The organism is Streptomyces sp. B3I8 (assembly GCF_030816915.1).
In the GTDB taxonomy this organism is placed as follows: domain Bacteria; phylum Actinomycetota; class Actinomycetes; order Streptomycetales; family Streptomycetaceae; genus Streptomyces.
The window spans coordinates 871,266-891,439 of the sequence record NZ_JAUSYN010000002.1 but is presented as its reverse complement, the minus strand read 5'-3'; the positions used below and the strand labels follow the sequence as shown (position 1 = coordinate 891,439).

Sequence of the window (20,174 nt, the reverse complement as noted above, 5' to 3'; positions counted from 1 at the left end):
CTGGACGGCGCGGACGGCGCACATGTCTTGGACGGCGTGGACGTTCGGCGTGCCGGGCTGGGCGTATGCCTCCGGGAATTTCCCGGGTTGCCCGATTGGTCTTGACCAAGGGTGGGGACCGTTTTATGGTCCAGAGAAGTGCAACAACCTTTAATAAACAAGGGCGCCAAAACGCCGCCGGCCCACGGCGAATGCGGAGGACAGGGTGGGGACCACGCAGCTGGAGACGGTGCCGGAACCGAAGTACTGGCATCTCAAGAACGTGCTCACGGAAGCACTCGACTCGGAGTTCTCGGTGGGCGAGATCCTGCCGAACGAGCGTGATCTGGCGGCGCGTTACGGCGTCGCCCGGGCGACCCTGCGCCAGGCGCTGGAACAGCTCGAACTGGAGGGGAGGCTGCAGCGCCGCCGCGGTGTGGGCACGACGGTCGCGCCGCCGCGCATGGGGGTGGCCGTCGGCTCCGAGGAACAGACCTGGCCGGGCGAGGGTGACGACGCCTGGCAGGCCACGGACTGCCAGGCGGCTCCCGCGCCGCCCGCCGTGACGGAACTGCTGGAGACCGGCCGTGACGAGGACGTGCACACGGTGCGGCGCACCCGGGTCTCCCACGGCCGGCCCGTCGCCGCCGAACTGCTCTACGTGCCGGCCGCCTCCGTCCCCGACGTGTCGGGCATCGACGCCCCCTCGGGCGCGGCCCGGGCGCGTGCGGTCCTGCGCGAGCTGCACCGGCTGGAACTGGAGGGCGAGTACCGCGCGGTGGAGCTCGGCTCGGCGAGCGCGGAGGACGCGAAGGAACTCGACCGCCTGCCGGGCGCCCCGGTCCTGGTCGTCACCACGCGCTTCTACGCCGGAGGCCGGACCGCGGCGGTGTCCGTGGCGACGTACCGGGCGGACACCTGCCGGCTGACGTTCGGTGACGCGGGGGGCGTCGAGATCGACCCCGCGCCGGAACGCCGCGCGTCCTGACGGTTCCCGGACACCTCGCGGGCCCCGGCCCCGGCGCGCGGCACCGCGCAGGTCCTGCGAGGCCCTCCGGGGTCCTACGACGTCCTACAGGGCCCTGCGAGGTCCTACGGGGCGGTGCCCGCGGCAGCGGTGTCCACCCGCGGCCGGCCGCGGGTCCCGGCAGCCGGGGGCGCACTCACCGGTAGCCGGGTCCGGGTAGCCGGTAGCCGGCCCCGGGTCCGGTCCGCGGTGCCCGGGCCCGGACAGGCGCCCGGTACCCGCGACGCGGTCAGTGACGGGACGTCACCGTGCCCTCGACCGCGAACAGTTGTTCCTCGACGTGGTCGAGAGCCAGCCGCAACGCCCCCGTCGCCACCACCGCCTCCCCCACCTCCGACAACGCCACCTTCGGCGGCCGCAGGCAGTACCGCGCCAACTCCCGCCGCAACGGCTCCAGTACGCCGTCCAGTCCGGCCGCCCACCCCCCGATCACGACCAGCTCGGGGTCGAGCGCCAGCGCCAGGGCGGCGACGTCGTGCACCAGCCGCCGCAGGAACCGCTCCACCGCCTCCCGTGCACTCGCGTCCCCCTCCCGCGCCAGCGCGAACACCTCGGCCACCGCCTGCTCGTCCAGCGGATGCAACGGCCGGCCCGTCGTCGACAGCAGCGTCTCCGGCGTCGCCTCGCGCCCCAGCAGGTGCAGCGCCCCGATCTCCCCGGCCGCACCCCCGAACCCCCGGTGCAGCCGCCCTCCGATCAGCGCACCGGCCCCGGGGCTCAGCCCCGCCAGCACGAACACCACGTCGTCGGACTCGGCGGCCGCCCCCTTCCAGTGCTCGCCCACCGCGGCCGCGTTCGCGTCGTTCTCCACCAGCACCGGGCACTTGAAGGAGCGGCTGAGCCGGTCACCCAGTTTCAGCCCCGTCCACCCGGGCAGCGCCGTGCCCAGCCGTACCGTTCCGTCCGCCTCCACGATCCCGGGGCTGGCCACACCGACCGCGCGCAGCGAGTCGCGGGCCACGCCCGCCCGGCGCAGCAGTTCGGCCACGGTGATGCGCAGCCGTTCCAGCCGCTCGTCGGCAGGCGCTGTCTCGGAGATGTCCTTGGACAGCGTGCCCAGTTCCCGGCCGTCGAGATCGGCGAGGACCGCCGTCACCCGGTGTGCCCCGACGTCCAGCCCCAGCAGATGCCCGGCCTCCGCACGGAACCGGTAACGCCGGGCCGGCCGCCCCTGCCGGCGCGCGGCACCCTCCTCGGCCGCCGCCTCCACCACCAGCCCGGCCCCGATGAGCCCTTCGACGACACCCTCGACGGTCGGCCGGGACAGCCCCGTCACCCGGGTGATCTCGGTGAGGGTCGCGCAGTCGGTGGCACGCAACGCGTGCAGCACCACCGCGGAATTGATCCTTCGCAGCAGCGAGGGGTCCCCGCCGGTGAGCCGCCCCAACGTCCGTCCTCCCAGCTCGTGCGCGTGTGGGGCGGATCGTACTCGGCGCGGCCCGCCCCGGCGAGTGCCGGACACCGGTCCACGGCCGAAGACCGGCACACCCGTGACCGGCGGACGCGGCCCGCACCGCCGGGACGCCTGACCCGGGGCGGGCTGACGGGACGCCAACTGTCAGTGGCGGCGGGTTTACTGGGGGCATGAACATCGCCCGGCATGTCGCCCTCGTCGACGAGCTGTGCTACCGCCCGTTTCCGGCGGAGTACGGGCCGTCGGACGTCGGCTTCGAGGGGCCGGGGCACCATGTCGCCGTGCTGGAGGGCGAGGGTGGCCCGGTCGATGGCCCCGCGGGGTGGGCGGTGGCGGTGGAACGGCTGGAGAAGGACCGGGACGCCCTGTACGCGGCACTGGCCGCCCGGTGGGGGGAGGTCGACCCGTGGAACCTGCGGACGGTTCTGCTGCGCACGGCGCGCGAGGAGATACCCGAGCCGTGGGCCTGGCTCAGCGCCCGTGCCGGTGTGGCCTGGCTGTGGGAGGTGCGGGGCACCGGCCGCTGGGCCGCGGTCGCGGTCACCGGCCGGGACCCGGGCGACGTGCCCCAACTGGTCGCGGTGGTCACGGAGACCGTCCCTCCGTGACCCCGGCCGTCACTCCCGCGTCGCGGCCTCGCGCAGCCGGCCGAACTCCTCCGCGAGCGTCGTCGGTGTCCAGTGCGCGTTCAGCCCGCTCGGATTGGGCAGCACCCACACCCGGGTGTCACCGAGGGGCCGGGGCTGGGGGCCCACCTGTGCCGTGCGGTCGTCGAACGCGGTCCGGTAGGCGGTCACGCCGAGGACGGCCAGCCAACGCGGTCGCAGCCGGGCGACCTTCAGGGTCAGCAGCCGTCCGCCCTCGCGGTACTCCTCGGCGGTCAGCTCGTCGGCCCGGGCGGAGGCCCGCGCCACCACATTGGTGATGCCCAGCCCGTAGGAGAGCAGTTCTTCCTGTTCGGAGGGGTGGAGCCGGCGGGGGGTGAATCCGGACAGGTGCAGTGCCGGCCAGAAGCGGTTGCCGGGGCGGGCGAAGTGGTGGCCGGTCGCGGCCGTCATCAGTCCCGGATTGATGCCGCAGAAGAGAACGGCGAGGCCGTCCGCGACCACGTCCGGGACGAGACGGTCGCGGGCGGCCTCCAGCTCCGCGGGGGTGAAGCGGGTCAGAGGATCGCCCCCGGGGTGTAGCCCGCGGCCTCCGGGTGCTGCTTGACGATTCCGCCGATCCGGGCGACGACGGTGGCGACCTGGTCGGCGGCGGCGCCGGTGAAGGACAGCTTGTCGGCCATCAGCGCGGCCAGTGCCTCCCGGTCGAGCGGGAGGCGCTCGTCGGCGGCGAGCCGGTCGAGGAGTTCGTTGCGCTCGGCGCCCTGCTCGCGCATGGCGAGCGCGGTCGCCACCGCGTTCTCCTTGATCGCCTCGTGTGCCACCTCGCGGCCCACACCCGCCCGCACCGCGCCCATCAGCACCTTCGTGGTGGCCAGGAACGGGAGATAGCGGTCCAGCTCACGGGCGACGACCGCCGGGAACGCGCCGAACTCGTCGAGCACGGTCAGGAACGTCTCCAGCAGGCCGTCCAGCGCGAAGAAGGCGTCCGGGAGCGCCACCCGGCGCACCACGGAGCAGGACACGTCGCCCTCGTTCCACTGGTCGCCCGCCAGCTCGCCGGTCATCGAGGCGTAGCCGCGCAGGATCACCATGAGGCCGTTGACGCGCTCGCAGGAGCGGGTGTTCATCTTGTGCGGCATCGCGGAGGAGCCGACCTGGCCGGGCTTGAAGCCCTCGGTGACCAGCTCGTGGCCCGCCATCAGCCGGATCGTCTTCGCCAGCGAGGACGGGGCGGCGGCGAGCTGCACCAGGGAGGTGACGACCTCGTAGTCCAGGGAGCGGGGGTAGACCTGGCCCACGGAGGTGAACGCCTGCGAGAACCCGAGGTGCTCGGCGATGCGGCGCTCCAGCTCCGCGAGGCGGGAGGCGTCGCCGCCGAGGAGGTCCAGCATGTCCTGGGCGGTGCCGACCGGGCCCTTGATGCCGCGCAGCGGGTAGCGGCCGAGCAGCTCCTCGACGCGGCCGTACGCCACGAGGAGCTCGTCGGCGGCGGTCGCGAAGCGCTTGCCGAGGGTGGTGGCCTGGGCGGCCACGTTGTGCGAGCGGCCGGCCATGACCAGCTCGCCGTACTCGCCGGACAGCTTGCCGAGCCGGGCCAGTACGGCGACCGTGCGGTCGCGCATCAGCTCCAGCGAGCGGCGGATCTGGAGCTGTTCGACGTTCTCGGTGAGGTCCCGGGAGGTCATGCCCTTGTGGACCTGCTCGTGGCCGGCGAGGGCGTTGAACTCCTCGATGCGGGCCTTCACGTCGTGCCGGGTGACCTTCTCGCGCGCGGCGATGGAGGCGAGGTCGACATCGTCCAGGACGCGTTCGTAGTCGGCGAGCGCGGTGTCGGGGACCTCGATGCCGAGGTCCTTCTGGGCGTGCAGTACGGCGAGCCAGAGCCTGCGCTCGAGCCTCACCTTCTCCTCGGGCGACCAGAGCGTGGCGAGCTCGGGGGAGGCGTAGCGTCCGGCGAGGACGTTGGGGATGCGGGGCTTGGCGGGCGCAGATGTCACGTGTACGGAGTGTACTGGCGGTTCGTGCAGGTCGGCGGGGCGGGTGGGTTCGGAGGAACGTACGAGGGGGTGGGGGCGGGGAGCGTTGCCGCCCCCACCGCCCCCGCCGCGCCCGCCCTTCCTGTCCTCCAGAGGCTCCGCCCCTTGGACCCCGACACGGGGCTCCGCCTCATCTCGGGCAGTTCCCCGCGCCTCTATTCAGGCGCCCGGGGGTTCGTACGGGAGGAGGTCGGGGCGCTTCGGGGGACGGCCGTCGCCCGAGGAGCGGCCGGTCAGACGGCGGGCTATCCAGGGGAGCAGGTGCTGCCGGGCGAACCTGACGTCGGCGGTCCGGCGCGACAGCCACGCGGCCGGGGCGCTCGCCGCCAACGGCGTGCGCCAGTCCACGTCCTCCGCCTCGTAGCCCAGCGCCTGCCACACACCCTCGGCCACCCGGCGGTGCCCCTCGGGCGTCAGGTGCAGCCGGTCCACGTCCCACATCCGGGGATCGGAGAGCGACGGCGCCCCGTACAGGTCGACCACCACCGCCCCGTGCCGCTCCGCGAGCACCTCGACCGTCTCGAACAGGGACTCCATACGGGGCCGGAACCGCTCCAGGACCGGCCCCTGCCGGCCCGGGCTGCGCATCAGCACGAGCTGCTTGCAGGACGGGGCCAGCCGCTCCACCGCCTCCGTCAGCAGGTCCCGTACCCGGACCATGTCGCACTTGGGCCGCAGCGTGTCGTTGAGACCGCCGACCAGTGTGATCACTTCGGCGCCCATCGCGGCGGCCACGTCGACCTGCTCGTCGACGATCTGGCCGATCAGCTTGCCCCGCACCGCGAGGTTGGCGTACCGGAAACCGGGTGACACCGCGGCCATCCGTCCGGCGAGGAGATCGGCCCAGCCGCGGTAGGTGCCGTCGGGCAACAGGTCCGACATGCCCTCCGTGAAGGAGTCGCCGACCGCGACCAGGCTGGAGTACGGGGGGCTGAGGTGAGGAGCGTTCGTCTGCATGGCGTCCCGATGCTAACGCGCTCCGCATACCCGTCGGTCGGTGGCCACCGACCGGTGGGAGCCGGTGCCCCGCCCCTGCCGGGCCCGCGTCCGGCCCGGTCCCCTCACGCGGGCCGGCCGAACAGCTCCCGCAGGACGTCCTCCATCGTCACCAGCCCCGACAGCCGCCCGTCCGTACCGAGTACCGCTGCCAGGTGGGCACGGCCGCGCCGCATCGCGGTGAGCACGTCGTCCAGGGGTGTGGTCTCCCGGACCCGGGCGATCGCCCGCATCTCCTGGACCGGGAACGGCACCCCGCGAGGCCCGGCGTCCAGCGCGTCCTTCGCGTGCAGGTACCCCACGATCCGCCGGCCCGCGTCCACCACCGGGAAGCGCGAGAAACCGGACCGCGCGGACAACTGCTCCAGCTGCTCCGGAGTGATGCCCACGCGCGCGTAGACGATCTTCTCCAGGGGCAGTACCACGTCCCGCACCGGCCGGCGCCCCAGCTCCAACGCGTCGCGCAGCCGCTCCTGCGCCCGTTCGTCGATCAGCCCGGCCTCGCTGGAGTCCCGCACGAGACGGGCCAGCTCGTCGTCCGAGAACGTGGCCGCGACCTCGTTCCTCACCTCCACCCGCAACAGCCTCAGCAGCGCGTTGGCGAAGGCGTTGATGAGGAAGATCGCCGGCCGCAGCGCGCGGGCCAGCCCGACCAGCGGCGGACCGAGCAGCAGCGCCGTCCGTATCGGCTCGGCCAGCGCCACGTTCTTCGGCACCATCTCGCCGAGCAGCATGTGCAGATACGTGGCCAGCGCCAGCGCGATCACGAACGACACCGCGTGCCCCGCGCCCGTCGATACGCCCACCGCGTGGAACACCGGCTCCAGCAGATGCGCGATCGCCGGTTCGGCGACCACGCCGAGGACCAGCGTGCACAGGGTGATGCCGAGTTGTGCCGCCGCCAGCAGCGCCGACACGTGCTGGAGCCCCCACAGCACCGCACGCGCCCGCCGGTCGCCCTCCTCCGCGCGCGGCTCGATCTGGCTGCGGCGCACCGAGATCAGCGCGAACTCGGCCCCCACGAAGAAGGCGTTCGCGACCAGCGTGAGCAGGCCGATCAGTAGCTGGACGGCGGTCATCGACGCTCCTCCCCGTGTGCCTCGTTCTCACCTTGCGTCCCGTGTGGTGCGTGCGTCCCGTGTGCCCCGTTTCTCCCGTTCCCGCCTGGCTCTCCGCGCCTTCCGCCCCCGGCGCCCCCGGCGTCCTCCGGCAGTGGCGCGTGCAGCAGCACCCGGGCCGCCCGGCGACCCCCGGCGTCCACCACGTCCAGCCGCCAACCCGCGACCTCGACCCGGTCGCCCTCGGCCGGTATCCGGCCGAGTTCGGCCGCCACCAGTCCGGCGAGCGTCTCGTACGGTCCGTCCGGCGCCCGCAGCCCCACCCGCGCGAGCTGGTCCAGGCGGGCGGAGCCGTCGGCGTCGTACCGCGCGCGGCCGTCGTCGTCCACGCCGGCCGGGGCCAGGTCGGACGTCTCGTGCGGGTCGTGCTCGTCCCGCACCTCGCCGACCACCTCCTCGACGATGTCCTCCAGCGTGGCCACCCCGGCCGTACCGCCGTACTCGTCGATGACGACGGCCATGGTCTGCCGCCCCGACAGCCGGTCGAGAAGCCGGTCCACGGTGAGCGACTCGGGGACGAACAGGGGTTCCCGCATCACCTGGCCGAGCGTGCGCAGGGGACGCTCGGCGGCCGGGACCGCGAGGACGTCCCGGATGTGCGCGACGCCCACCACGGAGTCCAGGCTCTCGCGGTAGACCGGGAAGCGGGACAACCCCGTCGCCCGGGTCGCGTTCGCCACGTCCTCGCAGGTCGCCTGGAGGTCGAGGGCGACGACCTGCACGCGCGGGGTCATCACGTTCTCCGCGGTGAGATCGGCGAGGTTGAGGGTGCGCACGAACAGCTCGGCGGTGTCCGCCTCCAGCGCCCCCTCCTTCGCCGAGTGCCGGGCGAGCGCGATCAGTTCCTGGGGCCCGCGCGCGTGCGCCAGCTCCTCGGCCGGCTCGAAGCCGAAGCGTCGTACGACGTGGTTGGCCGTGTTGTTGAGATGGGTGATGAAGGGGCGGAACGCCGCGCTGAACCAGCTCTGCGGCGTCCCCACCCGCTTGGCCATCGCCAGCGGCGTGGAGATCGCCCAGTTCTTCGGCACGAGCTCGCCGACGACCATCAGGAACACCGTGGAGACCGCCGTGCCGAGCACGAGGGCCACCGAGGTGGACGCCGAGGACGGGATGCCGATGTCCTCCAGCGGCCCCGAGAGCAGCTTGGAGATCGACGGCTCCGCGAGCATGCCGACCACCAGGTTGGTGACGGTGATGCCGAGCTGGGCGCCGGAGAGCTGGAACGTGAGGTGCCGCACGGCCTTCAGGGCGCCCGCCGCTCCGCGCTCACCGCGCTCCACGGCCCGTTCGAGGTCGCCGCGCTCGACGGTGGTCAGCGAGAACTCCGCGGCGACGAACGCCCCGCACGCCAACGACAGTGCCACCGCCACCAGCAGCAGGAACACCTCGGTCATCGGGTCATCTCCGTCCGGTGCCCGGCCCGGGACGCGAGGTCCGGACGGCGCCGGTCACCCCGGGGTGCGTGGTGGGTACTACTGGGAGGCTCGCCCATGCGGGGACGTTCACACCTTTCATGGAGGGACGGGTGATCCCCAGAGGGGACCATGCGATGCCACCAGGGTAAAGGATGGGCAAAAGTGTCCGGCGGGCTTGTGGACAACGGCGGTCACAGCGGCTTGACCCAGCGACGCCAGTGGTCCTCGCGGTGGTAGTCGGCCGCCCCCCACGCGCGGTGCGCACGCTCGTTGGCCTCCAGGACCATGGCGTCGGACCGCCGCCCGCCGAGGGCGACGAACCGCCGCTCCGCCGCCTCCAGCAGGGCGCGCGCGATGCCCTGCCGGCGGTGGTCCGGGCGCACGGCCAGTCGGTAGGCGTGGCACCGCCAGCCGTCGAAGCCGGCTATCACCGTCCCGACGAGGGTTCCCTCGCGTTCCGCGAGGAGCAGCGCCTCGGGGTCCCGGGCGAGCAGCCGTGCCACACCGTCACGGTCGTCACTGATGCTCGTCCCCTCCGCCGCCGTACGCCAGAACAGCAGCACGGTGTCGATGTCGGAGGGGGCGGCGTGGCGGATGTGAAGGTGAAGATCGTTCATGGGAGGAGCGAAACAGAGGGCGGGCGCGGGCGTCGAACCGGTTTCCCCGCCCTCGGCCGGTTTCCCGCCGTCGACCGGTGCGTCCGTGGTCGACCGGTGCGTCCGTGGTCGAACCGGTTCCCTCACCGGCAGCGCCCCACGCCCGCCCGTCTACTCGTCCGCCCACGGCAGCGCTTCCACCCGCCACGTCCCGCCCAGCTCCGGCGCCAGCCACTTCCTGGCCCCGGCGCGGAAGACCGCCGGTGGCCACCCGCCCGCTCCCTCCGGGACCGCGCCCACCAGGGGGACCCCGGTCACCGTCGGCAGGTCGGTCACGTTGCAGCGCGCCGCCAGGCCGGGCCGGGCCGGCCATGTGCCGACCAGGACGCCTGCCGGAGTCAGGCCCCGCCGCCCCAGTTCCCGCGTCGTCAGCTCCGTCGCGTTGAGGGTGCCGAGGCCTGCCGGGGCGACGACGAGCACGCGCGCCGACAGCATGCCCGCCACGTCCGCCAGGGTGCCGCCGTCGTCGTCGAGGCGGACCAGCAGCCCGCCCGCTCCCTCGACGAGCACCAGGTCGTACTCGGTTGCCAGTTTCTCCGCCGTCTCGGCCACGTCGGCCGGCCGCACCGGCGGCAGCCCGGCCCGTCGTGCCGCCGTCGCGGGTGCCAACGGCTCGGGATACCGCGCCAGCTCGTGCCACGCGGCGGCCCCCGACAGCCGTACCGCCTCCTCCGCGTCCCCGCGCTCGCCGGGCGCCAGCCCGGTCTGCGCCGGCTTCAGGACGGCGACCGACCGGCCGTCCGCGACCGCCACCGCGGCGACGGCGGCGGTCGCCACCGTCTTGCCGACCTCCGTCCCGGTCCCCGAGACCACCAGAACCGTCATCTCACGCCTCCCGCGCCGCCGCGCACACCGCGCACACCGCGCGGCCGATCCGTGCCAGATCCTCGTCCCCGGTGACGTAGGGCGGCATCGTGTAGACGAGGTCGCGGAACGGCCGCAGCCACACGCCCTCGCGCACCGCCGCCCTCGTCGCCGCCGCCATGTCGACCTCGTGGTCGAGCTGCACCACCCCGATCGCGCCGAGCACCCGCACGTCCCGTACACCCGGCAGCTCGCGGGCCGGGGCGAGCCCGTCGCGCAGCCCCGCCTCGATCCGTCCGACCTCCGCCCGCCAGTCCTGGCCCAGCAGCAGTCCGATCGAGGCGCAGGCCACGGCGGCGGCCAGCGGATTGCCCATGAACGTGGGTCCGTGCGCGAGCACCGGCACCTCGCCGCGCGAGATGCCCTCGGCGACCCGGGCCGTGCACAACGTGGCCGCCAGTGTCAGATAACCGCCGGTCAGCGCCTTGCCCACGCACATCACATCGGGCGTCACCGCCGCGTGGTCGGCGGCGAACAGCGCTCCCGTGCGCCCGAAGCCGGTCGCGATCTCGTCGAACACCAGCAGCACGTCGTGCGCGTCGCACGCCTCCCGCAGCACCCGCAGATACGCGGGGGAGTGGAACCGCATGCCCCCCGCGCCCTGCACCACCGGTTCGACGATCACCGCGGCCAGCTCGTGCGCGTGGCGTTCCACGAGCGCGCGCAGGTGCGCGGCGTACGTCTCCTCGTACTCCTCCGGGGGCGCGTCGGCGAACACCTGGCGCGGCAGCACCCCCTGCCACAGTTCGTGCATCCCGCCCTCGGGATCGCACACGGACATCGGGTGCCAGGTGTCGCCGTGGTAGCCGCCGCGCCAGGTCAGCAGCCGCTGCTTCGCGGGGCGCCCCAGCGAACGCCAGTACTGCAGGCACATCTTGACCGCCACCTCGACCGAGACCGACCCGGAGTCGGCGAGGAAGACGTGTTCGAGGCCGTCCGGAGACACGTCGACAAGGAGCTTCGCCAACCGGACGGCGGGCTCGTGGGTGAGTCCGCCGAACATGACATGGCTCATCCGGCCGAGCTGCTCGCGCGCGGCCTCGTCGAGCACCGGGTGGCGGTAGCCGTGGATCGCCGACCACCAGGACGACATTCCGTCGACCAGTTCCCCGGCACCGTCCGCCAGCCGCAGCCGGACCCCGCCCGCCGACTCCACGACGAGCGGTTCGGCGCGGCCGGGCATCGGGCCGTAGGGGTGCCACACGTGCCGCCGGTCGAGCGCGAGCAGTTCGGCCGCGCTCCACGGGCCGCCGGCCGGTTCAGGCATTGGGCGCGAGATCCGTTCCCGCGCCCCGCCGGCGCACGGCGACGAGATCGGTACGGGCGGCGTCGGTACGGGCCGAGTCGGTCGGGACGTCATCGGCCAGGACGGCATCGGTACGGGCGGCGTCGCGTCCGCCGCCCGCATCCGCCCCGCAGGCACCACCGCCCGCGTCCGCCCCGCAGGCGGCCCCGCCCGCGTCCGCCCCGCACCCGCCGCCCGCCGCCGACCGGTGCGCGGGCAGCGTCACCTCGTCCGCGCCCTCCACCTCGAACCCGGCGTCCGCGATCATCTCCAGATCGGCGCGGCCGGACTGGCCCTCCGTGGTGAGGTAGTCGCCGAGGAAGATCGAGTTGGCCAGGTGCAGCGCGAGCGGCTGCAGCGTGCGCAGGTGCACCTCGCGGCCGCCCGCGATGCGCACCTCGACGTCCGGGCAGACGAACCGCACCATCGCCAGGATGCGCAGGCAGCGCCGCGGGCTGAGGTTCCACTCCGCGGCCAGCGGGGTGCCCTCCACCGGGATCAGGAAGTTGACCGGCACCGAGTCCGGGTCCAGCGCGCGCAGCGCGAACACGACGTCGACCAGGTCCTCGTCGCTCTCGCCCATCCCCGCGATCAGCCCCGAGCAGGCGGACAGCCCCGCGGCGTGCGCCCTGCGCACGGTGTCGACCCGGTCGGCGTAGGTGTGCGTGGTGGTGATGTCCCCGTACGTCGCCTCGGAGGTGTTGAGATTGTGGTTGTACGCGTCCGCGCCGGCCTCGCGCAGCCGCTCCGCCTGGCCGTCGGAGAGCAGCCCGAGGCAGGCGCACACCTCGACGTCCTGGTGCTGCTCCTTGATGGCCGCGATGGTGCCGGCGACCCGCTCCACGTCACGGTCGGTCGGCCCGCGCCCGGACGCCACCAGACAGACCCGCTTGGCGCCGCCCGCCAGCCCGGCCGCAGCCGCCCGCGAGGCCTGTTCGGGCTTCAGCCACGTGTACTTGAGGATGCCGGTGTCGGAGCCCAGCCGCTGGGAGCAGTACGAGCAGTCCTCCGGGCACAGGCCCGACTTGAGGTTGACGAGGTAGTTGAGTTTCACCCGCCGACCGAACCAGTGCCGGCGCACCCGGCCGGCCGCGGCCACCACGTCGAGCACGTCGTCGTCGGAAGTGGCGAGGACGGCCAGCGCTTCCTCGCGGGTCGGCGTCTCGCGCCGAAGCCCCTTGTCCACCAGCGTGTTCAGCAGGTCCATGGGGACCGATCCTGACGTACGACGGGGGCGCGGGCCAAGGAGGAATCGCACAACTCCGGGCGTGCGACGTGTGGGTATTGCCACACCTCGGGCGGCTGCCGCCCGCACTAGTGTCTGTGCACTGCCTACAAACGTGCGTGCGCACCGCCCGCGACGGCGAGGGCGTGAGCGCGAAAGCACCGGAGGGACCATGGCGTTCGGGTGGATCGGGGAGCAGGCGCGGGCGCGCCGCCGGGCGGGTCTCGTACGGACCCTGCGTCCGCGCCCCGCCGACTCCCCGCTGCTGGACCTGGCGAGCAACGACTACCTGGGCCTGGCCCGGCACCCGGAGATCACCCGGTCGGCCGCCGAGGCGGCCCGCGTCTGGGGGGCGGGCGCCACCGGCTCCCGGCTGGTCACCGGCACCACCGAGCTGCACACGGCGCTCGAACGCGAACTCGCCGAGTTCTGCGGCTTCGAGGCGGCCCTGGTTCTCGCCACCGGGTACGCCGCCAACCTCGCCGCCGTCACGGCACTCGCGCCGCACGGTTCGCTGATCGTCTCCGACGCGGGCAATCACGCCTCGCTGATCGACGGCTGCCGGCTCGCGCGCGGCACCACCCAGGTCGTGGCGCACGCCGACCCGGACGCCGTGCGCAAGGCGCTGGGCGCGCACCGGGGTCCGGCCGTCGTCGTCTCCGACACGGTGTTCTCGGTGGACGGCGACGCGGCACCGCTCACCCGACTGGCCGCAATGGCACGGGAATCCGAGGCCGGTCTGGTCCTCGACGACGCCCACGGGCTCGGCGTGCTCGGCGCGGGTGGCCGGGGTGCCCCGTACGGGGCGGGGCTCGCGGGCGCGCCGGAGGTGGTGGTCACGGCGACGCTGTCGAAGTCGCTCGGCAGTCAGGGCGGGGTCGTCCTGGGGTCGGCGGCGGTGATCGAACACCTGGTCAACACGGCCCGGACGTTCATCTTCGACACCGGGCTGGCCCCGGCCGCCGCGGGCGCGGCACTCGCCGCGCTGCGGCTGCTGCGCCGTGAACCGGGGCGTGCCGACCGGGTGCGGGAGGTGGCCGTCACCCTGTACGAGCGGCTGACGGCGGAGGGGTTCGAGGCGGTACGGCCGGACGCGGCCGTGGTCTCCGTGCGGGCACCGTCCCCCGAGCGGGCGGTGCGGTGGGCGGAGGACTGCCGGACGGCGGGACTCGCCGTCGGCTGCTTCCGCCCACCCTCCGTGCCCGACGGTGTCTCCCGGCTGCGGCTGACCGCACGCGCGGACCTGACGGACGGCCAGATCGACCAGGCCGTCGAGACGGTCCGCGCGACGCGGCCGTGACCGAGCAGGTGCTCGTCGATGCGCTCCGTTCGGTTCGTTCGCGGTTCGGTTCAGTCCAGCGAGTCGAGAAAGTCCCGCCAGGCCCCGGGGGCGAAGCACACGGCGGGCCCCGGGACCCGCTTGGAGTCGCGCACGGCGACCAGCCCGGCCCAGGGTCCGGAGCCCGGGCAGGCCGTCTCCACACAGTTGTTCATGCCGGTGCTGTGGCTGCTGCGCAGCCAGCGCACCCCGGGCAGGGACGTGCCGGCGGGCAGGGCCCGGGGGATGTCGGAGCGGGCGGCGCACACGGCGGCGGAGACAGAAGCGGAAGTGGAAGCGGAAGCGGGCATGGGTTCCTCCTTACGCGCGTTCGGCGAGCGCGGTGAGGTGATCCAACGAGTCCTCGGGCGAGAGAGCGTTGCTCTGCAAGGTGCTGAAGGCCTCGGCGTAGGCCTGGAGTTCTTCTTTCCGTTCGAGATAGAGGCTACTCGTCAAGTGGTCGAGAACAACTACGTCCAGATCAGAAGTGCTCGGAAATGAGAAGATAACGAAAGGGCCGGTGATGCCGATGTGCGCCCCGGCGGCGAACGGCAGTACCTGGAGCCGGACATGGGGCAGACGGGCGGCCGTCACCAGCCGTCTGAGCTGCGCCTCCATCACCTCGGGGCCGCCCACCTCGCGGCGCAGCACCGCCTCGTCGAGCACCGCGCTCATCCGCAGCGGCGGGTCCGCGCGCAGCACGTCCTGCCGGGCGAGGCGCACCTCCACCAGCGTGTCGAGGTTGGCGTCGTCCGGCGGACCGATCGCGGCGCGGGTCACCGCACGGGCGTACTCCGGTGTCTGCAACAGCCCCGGCACGACCAGCGTCTCCAGCGTGCGCATCGCGGAGGCCTGCGACTCCAGGCTGATGAAGTCCCGGTAGGCGGGCGGCAGCACCCCCCGGTACGCGTGCCACCAGTTCTGCCGGCCACCGCCGTCCTCCGACCCCGCGAGCACCAGCAACAACTCGCGCAACTGCGGGTCGACGACCCCGTAGGCGTCCAGCAGCAGCCGCACATCGGCCGGTTTCACTCCACTGGAACCTGTCTCGATCCGGCTCACCTTCGACTGGTGCCAGCCCACCCGGGACGCCGCCTGTCCGCTGGTGAGACCCGCCTGCGCGCGCTGGGCGCGTAATTCCGCGCCGAGTTTGCGGCGGCGCACCGCTGGTCCGTACTGCATGGCCGACTCCTTCCGCCCGGCGTGCGCGCACGCGCCGCGGTGACGGTGAGCGACAGCGGGCCCGGTGGGCGACGGTAGAGGATGGACCGAGCAATCGCCCATATACGGTCGGTCATCGGATAGTTCACCGCTTCGGGCGACAGATATATGCATATCTTGGGGGATCGGCAGCAGGGAGCCCGTGGGTGGTGGCAGTCTGACGCGCAGCACCAAGTCCGGGACCGTACGCGAACCGTCCGCTCCGTGCCGGGCTCCGGTCCCGTGGGAAAGGGGCGACGTCGCCATGGCAGATCACCAGGAAGCATCCGTCACTCTGCCGAGCGATCCCGCCTCGGTCTGCGCGGCCCGAAGATACGTGGCGGGCGTGCTCACCGACTGGGGACTGCCACCCGACGCCGCCGACACCGTGCGCCTGATCGTCTCCGAGCTCGCCACCAACGCCGTGCAGCACACCTTGGGGATGTCGCCGACCTTCACGGTCGACCTCGCCCTGGACCGGGACGAGCAGCTCCGCGTCGGGGTCACCGATGGCCATCCGCGCTTCCCCGAGCGGCTGCCGGCGGCCGTGCAGCGGGACAACGGGCGCGGTCTGGTCATCGTGCGCTGTCTGACCGCGGAGTACGGCGGGCGGCTCAGCGTGCGGCCCACCCGGGAGGGCGGGAAGAGGATCGAGATCGAGCTGCCGTGGAAGGTGCCCGCGATCCAGCCGGACCCGTGACGGGACGGGATCCAGCCGGGCCCGTGACGGGACGGGATCCAGCCGGGCCCGTGACGGGACGGGATCCAGCCGGGCCCGTGACGGGACCCGGTCCGACCGGACCCGGGAGCGGCATGGCCGGCCGCTCAGCCGCCGGAGTCCCTCCGGTCCGGGTCGTCGGGCGTCTGTGTGGAGCCCTTGGTGACCTGCTGTCGGTCCGTGCGGACACCGGTGCGGCGGACCAGCCGCGGCAGGACGCCCCACAGCAGGACGCATGCCGCCATGGTTCCCGCGCCCGCGGCGATGCCCGCCCCCCGGCCCAGCGTCACGTCCACCACGAGCAGCACCGAGCCGGTGAACGCCAGCATCAGTACCGCCAGGCCCGCCGAGGCCAGTCGTGAGGAGACCTGCACGATCAGCGGCTTGGCGTTCTGCTGGAACAGCGAGCGGTGCAGCGCCGCCGGCGCGGTGAACAGGACGGCCGCCAGCATCGCCAGCAGCAGCGTGACGACGTACGTCGCGCGCTGGAACGTGTCGATGTGCGGGAAGCGCTGCGTGAAGGCCAGCGTCAGCAGGAAGGCGAACAGGATCTGCACGCCCGCCTGGGTGACGCGCACCTCCTGCAGCAGCTCGGCGAAGTTGCGGTCGGCACGCTCCAGCGGGGTCTCGTTGCGTTGGTCGTGGTGAGGACGGTCGGCCATGACTGACAGATAACCGTTCCACGGCCCGTCATGCCCCTGACCGGCACGGACCACCGGGGTGCCGGGGCCCGCCGTGCGGGTACGAACGCCGGGGGCCCGGCACCGGAGTACGGGTACCGGGGCCCCGGCGGGCGGTCAGCGCACCCTGCCGTACCAGACGCTCCTGGTCCACAGCTTCTGCAGCCGTACGACGTCACCCGTCTTCGGCGCGTGCCAGATCTTCCCCTTACCGGCGTAGATGCCCACGTGGTACACGTAACTGCCCGTGTGGAAGAACACCAGGTCGCCCGCCTTGCGGTGGGACGACGAGATGTGACGCGTCTTGTTGTACTGGGCCGCGGCCGTCCGGGGCAGCTTCTTGCCCGCCTTCTTGAACGAGTACAGCGTCAGCCCGGAGCAGTCGAACCGGTGCGGTCCGGTGGCGCCCCACTGGTAGGGGGCGCCCTTCTTCGACGCCGCGACGTGCAGCGCCTTCGTCGCCGTGGTCGCGGCGGACGCCTGGGAGGCGACGCCGGGGACCGCGATGCTGCCGCCCACGGCGGCGAGGGTGAGGGCCGAGGCGGTGCCGGCCCGGGTCAACAGCGACGGGACACGATCGAGCGCAGTCATGCGCAACCCTTCGTCAGCCGCCTGTGAAGGATGACCTGTCGGATTCGGGCTGGCGAAGTTGCCCGGCCGCTGACGCGGCTTCACCCCAAGGGCTGCTCGGCACGGACCGTGTGTCCGTCCCGGCGACCCGTCGTGCTCGGGTCCTCCACTCCTGCCGATCCACTCCTGTCGACCGGTCATCCGGGCGGCGGCAGGATTCGGCGTCCGCCCGGACCGCCCCGCCTCTTGTGGCGGGGGCTGTCGGAAGGGATCTTCACCCATCGAAGTCCGAAAATCCCAACGGAACCGGAGGTTTGTGTTGTTACTCACCACTCTGCTGTTCGAGTGAACACCCTTTGTTTCGGCCCGCGTCCAGAACCGGGAGGAGCCCCGGACCAGCACCGGAACACCTCGTTCCGCTTGGTGTCCACCCGGGTCGCGCAACCGGGCGGGTCCCGAAAGACGAGGTGTGTCTACGCCGAAAGGGGGTACCCCGTCCGGCCCCTCGCGCCGGGAGTGTCGCCGGGTGCGAGGGAACGTGGGGGGCGGCCGCCGGCCGACCGTCGGCCGGCCGCGAGCTCCCGCGGGCCGGCCGTGGGGCGCCGGGGTCGGTCGCCGCCGCGCCAGAAGGATGCGGGCTCCGCGCCACGCGTGAGCCATGACGAGCCCCCGCCGCCCAAGAACCCATGCGGGCCCCCGCCGGGCAGGAGCCGTTGCGGGCCCTCACCACGCAAGAACGTTGCGGACCCCCGCACTCTCACGCAGTGAAGCTGCGCGTACGCGCAGTTTTCATCACTTGTCCGGCGCTCTTCGCCGTCTCTACCGTGGTCTCACCCCCTTCGGCACCGCATCAGCGGAGGTACCCCTTCGTGCCCGAATCCCGTGTGCCGCGCCCTCGGCGCTACCTCGTCTGCGAACCCACGTACTTCACCGTCCGGTACGCGATCAATCCCTGGATGCACCCCGACGTCCCCGTCGACACCGGCCTCGCCCTGATCCAGTGGCGGAACCTGGTCCGCGCCTACCGCGACCACGGCCACACCGTCGAGACCGTGCCCCCCGTCCCCGGCCTCCCGGACATGGTCTTCGCCGCCAACTCCGCCCTCGTCCTGGACGGCCGCGTCTTCGGCTCCCTCTTCCACGCCCCCGAACGCCGCCCCGAGTCGAGCGCCTACGCGGCCTGGTTCAAGGCCGCCGGCCACGACGTGTACCGGCCCGAGTCGGTGTGCGAGGGCGAGGGCGACCTCGTTCCGGCCGGCCGGTACATCCTCGCCGGCACCGGCTTCCGCACCACCCCCGAAGCCCACCGCGAGGCCCAGGAGTTCTTCGGCGCCCCGGTCATCGGGCTGCGTCTGGTGGACCCGTACTTCTACCACCTCGACACCGCCCTGTGCGTCCTCGACCCGGTGGACCCCAGCGCCCCCTCCGCCCCCGGCCGGGAGGCGAACATCGCCTACTACCCGGACGCGTTCTCGCCGGGCAGCCGCGAGGTACTGGCCCGGCTGTTCCCGGACGCGGTGCTCGCCACCCGCCGGGACGCGCTCGCCCTCGGCCTCAACTCGGTCTCGGACGGCCGCCACGTCTTCCTCCCTCCGCGCGCCACGGACCTCGCCGACCGGCTCGCCCGCCGCGGATACGTCCCCGTCCCCGTCGACCTGTCGGAGTTCCTCAAGGCCGGCGGCGGCATCAAGTGCTGCACCCAGGAGATCCGTTCATGACCGCTCCCGCCCGTGACCACCTCACCACCGCCGGTCTGATCAGCGCCGAGGAACCGGTCCTCGCGCACAACTACCACCCCCTGCCCGTGGTCGTCGCCCGTGGCGAGGGCACCTGGGTGGAGGACGTCGAGGGCCGCCGCTACCTCGACATGCTCGCCGGCTACTCCGCCCTCAACTTCGGCCACCGCCACCCCGTGCTGATCGAGGCGGCCCACCGTCAGCTCGACCGCCTCACGCTCACCTCGCGCGCCTTCCACCACGACCGGCTCGCCGCGTTCGCCGCGTCCCTGGCAGAACTGACCGGCCTGGACACGGTGTTGCCGATGAACACCGGCGCGGAGGCCGTGGAGAGCGCGGTGAAGGTGGCCCGCAAGTGGGCGTACGACGTGAAGGGCGTGCCGGACGACCGGGCGACGATCGTCGTCGCCGCGGACAACTTCCACGGCCGTACGACGACGATCGTCGGCTTCTCCACCGACCCCGTGGCCCGGACCGGCTTCGGCCCCTTCGCGCCCGGCTTCCGCGTGGTGCCGTACAACGACCTCGCGGCGCTGGAGGCGGCGGTCGACGGGACGACGGCGGCGGTGCTGATCGAGCCGATCCAGGGCGAGGCCGGGGTGATCATCCCGGACGACGGCTATCTGAGGGGAGTCCGGGAGCTGACCCGGCGCACGGGGACGCTGTTCGTCGCGGACGAGATCCAGTCGGGACTGGGCCGGACGGGGCGCACCCTCGCGGTGGAGCACGAGGGGGTGCTGCCGGACGTGCTGCTGCTCGGCAAGGCGCTCGGCGGCGGCATCGTGCCGGTGTCCGCGGTGGTCGCCCGCCGGGAGGTGCTCGGCGTGCTGCACCCGGGTGAGCACGGCTCGACCTTCGGCGGCAACCCGCTGGCGGCGGCGGTCGGCTCCGCGGTGGTGGACCTGTTGGCGACCGGGGAGTTCCAGCGCCGGGCGGCGGAGCTGGGCGTGGTGCTGCGGGACGGGCTGACCGAGCTCGTCGGCCGGGGCGTGGTCGGCTTCCGCGCCCGCGGGCTGTGGGCGGGCGTGGACATCGATCCGGCGCTCGGCACGGGCCGCGAGATCGGCGAACGGCTGCTGGAGGAGGGGGTCCTGGTCAAGGACACCCACGGCTCCACGATCCGGCTGGCGCCGCCGCTGACGATCACGGCGGACGAGCTGCGGTGGGCACTCGGGGCGCTGGAACGGGTCCTGACCCGCGCGGGCTGAGGCCACGGGCGGGGAAGCCGACACCCGGGCGGGGGAGCCGGTGCCCGTAGGGGCCCAGTGCCCGGGCGAGGCAAGCCGGTGTCCGGGCGGGCCGGCCCGTGCCCGTACGGGAACGCGTCCG

At 73.2% G+C, this 20,174-nt stretch carries 20 protein-coding genes and 1 riboswitch; of the genes, 6 read left to right on the top strand and 14 right to left on the bottom strand.

All coding sequences use genetic code 11. The annotated features are described in order from the left end of the window. Positions 1 to 205: 205 nt before the first annotated feature. Positions 206 to 967, top strand: a complete 762-nt coding sequence (locus tag QFZ64_RS06200; protein WP_307063156.1) for a GntR family transcriptional regulator — start codon at positions 206 to 208, stop codon at positions 965 to 967. A 268-nt stretch (positions 968 to 1,235) separates the two neighbouring features. On the opposite strand, the gene QFZ64_RS06195 is transcribed toward QFZ64_RS06200, so the two are convergent. After that, complete coding sequence (locus QFZ64_RS06195) at positions 1,236 to 2,393, bottom strand: ROK family protein (protein WP_307063154.1); 1,158 nt, start codon at positions 2,391 to 2,393, stop codon at positions 1,236 to 1,238. Positions 2,394 to 2,590: 197 nt separating this feature from the next. On the opposite strand from QFZ64_RS06195, the gene QFZ64_RS06190 reads away from it, so the two are divergent. After that, the gene (locus QFZ64_RS06190) at positions 2,591 to 3,028 is read left to right on the top strand and encodes a hypothetical protein (RefSeq protein WP_307063152.1); all 438 of its coding nucleotides are present in this window, start codon (positions 2,591 to 2,593) and stop codon (positions 3,026 to 3,028) included. A 9-nt stretch (positions 3,029 to 3,037) separates the two neighbouring features. Here QFZ64_RS06190 and mug read toward each other — a convergent pair whose 3' ends face one another. From mug to bioB, 9 genes are all read right to left on the bottom strand, one after another. Further along, the gene (gene mug / locus QFZ64_RS06185) at positions 3,038 to 3,586 is read right to left on the bottom strand and encodes a G/U mismatch-specific DNA glycosylase (protein ID WP_307071596.1); all 549 of its coding nucleotides are present in this window, start codon (positions 3,584 to 3,586) and stop codon (positions 3,038 to 3,040) included. Further along, complete coding sequence (purB, locus tag QFZ64_RS06180; RefSeq protein ID WP_307063150.1) at positions 3,583 to 5,025, bottom strand: adenylosuccinate lyase; 1,443 nt, start codon at positions 5,023 to 5,025, stop codon at positions 3,583 to 3,585. The genes mug and purB overlap by 4 nt, the downstream gene beginning before the upstream one ends. Before the next feature lie 198 nt (positions 5,026 to 5,223). Then, positions 5,224 to 6,021, bottom strand: a complete 798-nt coding sequence (locus QFZ64_RS06175) for an SGNH/GDSL hydrolase family protein (protein ID WP_307063148.1) — start codon at positions 6,019 to 6,021, stop codon at positions 5,224 to 5,226. 104 nt (positions 6,022 to 6,125) lie between these two features. Further along, the gene (locus QFZ64_RS06170; RefSeq protein WP_307063145.1) at positions 6,126 to 7,139 is read right to left on the bottom strand and encodes a hemolysin family protein; all 1,014 of its coding nucleotides are present in this window, start codon (positions 7,137 to 7,139) and stop codon (positions 6,126 to 6,128) included. After that, a complete protein-coding gene (locus tag QFZ64_RS06165; RefSeq protein ID WP_307063144.1) occupies positions 7,136 to 8,572 on the bottom strand; it encodes a hemolysin family protein in 1,437 nt (478 codons plus the stop codon). Before QFZ64_RS06165 ends, QFZ64_RS06170 begins: the two co-directional genes overlap by 4 nt. A gap of 212 nt (positions 8,573 to 8,784) precedes the next feature. Beyond that, positions 8,785 to 9,210: a GNAT family N-acetyltransferase gene (locus QFZ64_RS06160; RefSeq protein WP_307063143.1), complete on the bottom strand. Its 426-nt coding sequence runs from the start codon at positions 9,208 to 9,210 to the stop codon at positions 8,785 to 8,787. A gap of 150 nt (positions 9,211 to 9,360) precedes the next feature. Next, on the bottom strand, positions 9,361 to 10,074 hold the full coding sequence (gene bioD, locus QFZ64_RS06155; protein ID WP_307063140.1) for a dethiobiotin synthase: 714 nt from the start codon (positions 10,072 to 10,074) through the stop codon (positions 9,361 to 9,363). A 1-nt stretch (position 10,075) separates the two neighbouring features. Continuing rightward, a complete protein-coding gene (locus QFZ64_RS06150) occupies positions 10,076 to 11,380 on the bottom strand; it encodes an adenosylmethionine--8-amino-7-oxononanoate transaminase (RefSeq protein ID WP_307063139.1) in 1,305 nt (434 codons plus the stop codon). After that, positions 11,373 to 12,605, bottom strand: a complete 1,233-nt coding sequence (gene bioB / locus QFZ64_RS06145; RefSeq protein ID WP_307063137.1) for a biotin synthase BioB — start codon at positions 12,603 to 12,605, stop codon at positions 11,373 to 11,375. The genes QFZ64_RS06150 and bioB overlap by 8 nt, the downstream gene beginning before the upstream one ends. Before the next feature lie 190 nt (positions 12,606 to 12,795). On the opposite strand from bioB, the gene QFZ64_RS06140 reads away from it, so the two are divergent. Beyond that, positions 12,796 to 13,923, top strand: a complete 1,128-nt coding sequence (locus QFZ64_RS06140; protein ID WP_307063135.1) for an 8-amino-7-oxononanoate synthase — start codon at positions 12,796 to 12,798, stop codon at positions 13,921 to 13,923. Positions 13,924 to 13,973: 50 nt separating this feature from the next. On the opposite strand, the gene QFZ64_RS06135 is transcribed toward QFZ64_RS06140, so the two are convergent. Together QFZ64_RS06135 and QFZ64_RS06130 are read right to left on the bottom strand one after the other, a co-directional pair. Continuing rightward, positions 13,974 to 14,252 carry a DUF397 domain-containing protein gene (locus tag QFZ64_RS06135; protein ID WP_307063133.1) on the bottom strand — a complete coding sequence of 93 codons (279 nt, stop codon included), beginning with the start codon at positions 14,250 to 14,252 and terminating at the stop codon, positions 13,974 to 13,976. Between the two features lie 10 nt (positions 14,253 to 14,262). Continuing rightward, positions 14,263 to 15,123, bottom strand: a complete 861-nt coding sequence (locus tag QFZ64_RS06130) for a helix-turn-helix transcriptional regulator (protein WP_307063131.1) — start codon at positions 15,121 to 15,123, stop codon at positions 14,263 to 14,265. 283 nt (positions 15,124 to 15,406) lie between these two features. Here QFZ64_RS06130 and QFZ64_RS06125 point away from each other — a divergent pair, with 283 nt between their 5' ends. Next, a complete protein-coding gene (locus tag QFZ64_RS06125) occupies positions 15,407 to 15,841 on the top strand; it encodes an ATP-binding protein (protein WP_307063129.1) in 435 nt (144 codons plus the stop codon). Positions 15,842 to 15,966: 125 nt separating this feature from the next. Here QFZ64_RS06125 and QFZ64_RS06120 read toward each other — a convergent pair whose 3' ends face one another. Both QFZ64_RS06120 and QFZ64_RS06115 read right to left on the bottom strand, forming a co-directional pair. Continuing rightward, positions 15,967 to 16,521 (bottom strand): DUF6328 family protein, encoded by a 555-nt coding sequence (locus QFZ64_RS06120; protein ID WP_307063127.1) that lies wholly within the window; start codon positions 16,519 to 16,521, stop codon positions 15,967 to 15,969. Positions 16,522 to 16,656: 135 nt separating this feature from the next. After that, complete coding sequence (locus tag QFZ64_RS06115) at positions 16,657 to 17,130, bottom strand: C40 family peptidase (protein WP_307063125.1); 474 nt, start codon at positions 17,128 to 17,130, stop codon at positions 16,657 to 16,659. Positions 17,131 to 17,133: 3 nt separating this feature from the next. Continuing rightward, positions 17,134 to 17,343, bottom strand: a riboswitch (cyclic di-AMP (ydaO/yuaA leader). A 635-nt stretch (positions 17,344 to 17,978) separates the two neighbouring features. Here QFZ64_RS06115 and ddaH point away from each other — a divergent pair. Both ddaH and rocD read left to right on the top strand, forming a co-directional pair. After that, on the top strand, positions 17,979 to 18,827 hold the full coding sequence (gene ddaH / locus QFZ64_RS06110; protein ID WP_307063123.1) for a dimethylargininase: 849 nt from the start codon (positions 17,979 to 17,981) through the stop codon (positions 18,825 to 18,827). Next, the gene (gene rocD / locus QFZ64_RS06105) at positions 18,824 to 20,053 is read left to right on the top strand and encodes an ornithine--oxo-acid transaminase (protein WP_307063121.1); all 1,230 of its coding nucleotides are present in this window, start codon (positions 18,824 to 18,826) and stop codon (positions 20,051 to 20,053) included. The genes ddaH and rocD overlap by 4 nt, the downstream gene beginning before the upstream one ends. Positions 20,054 to 20,174 lie beyond the last annotated feature (121 nt).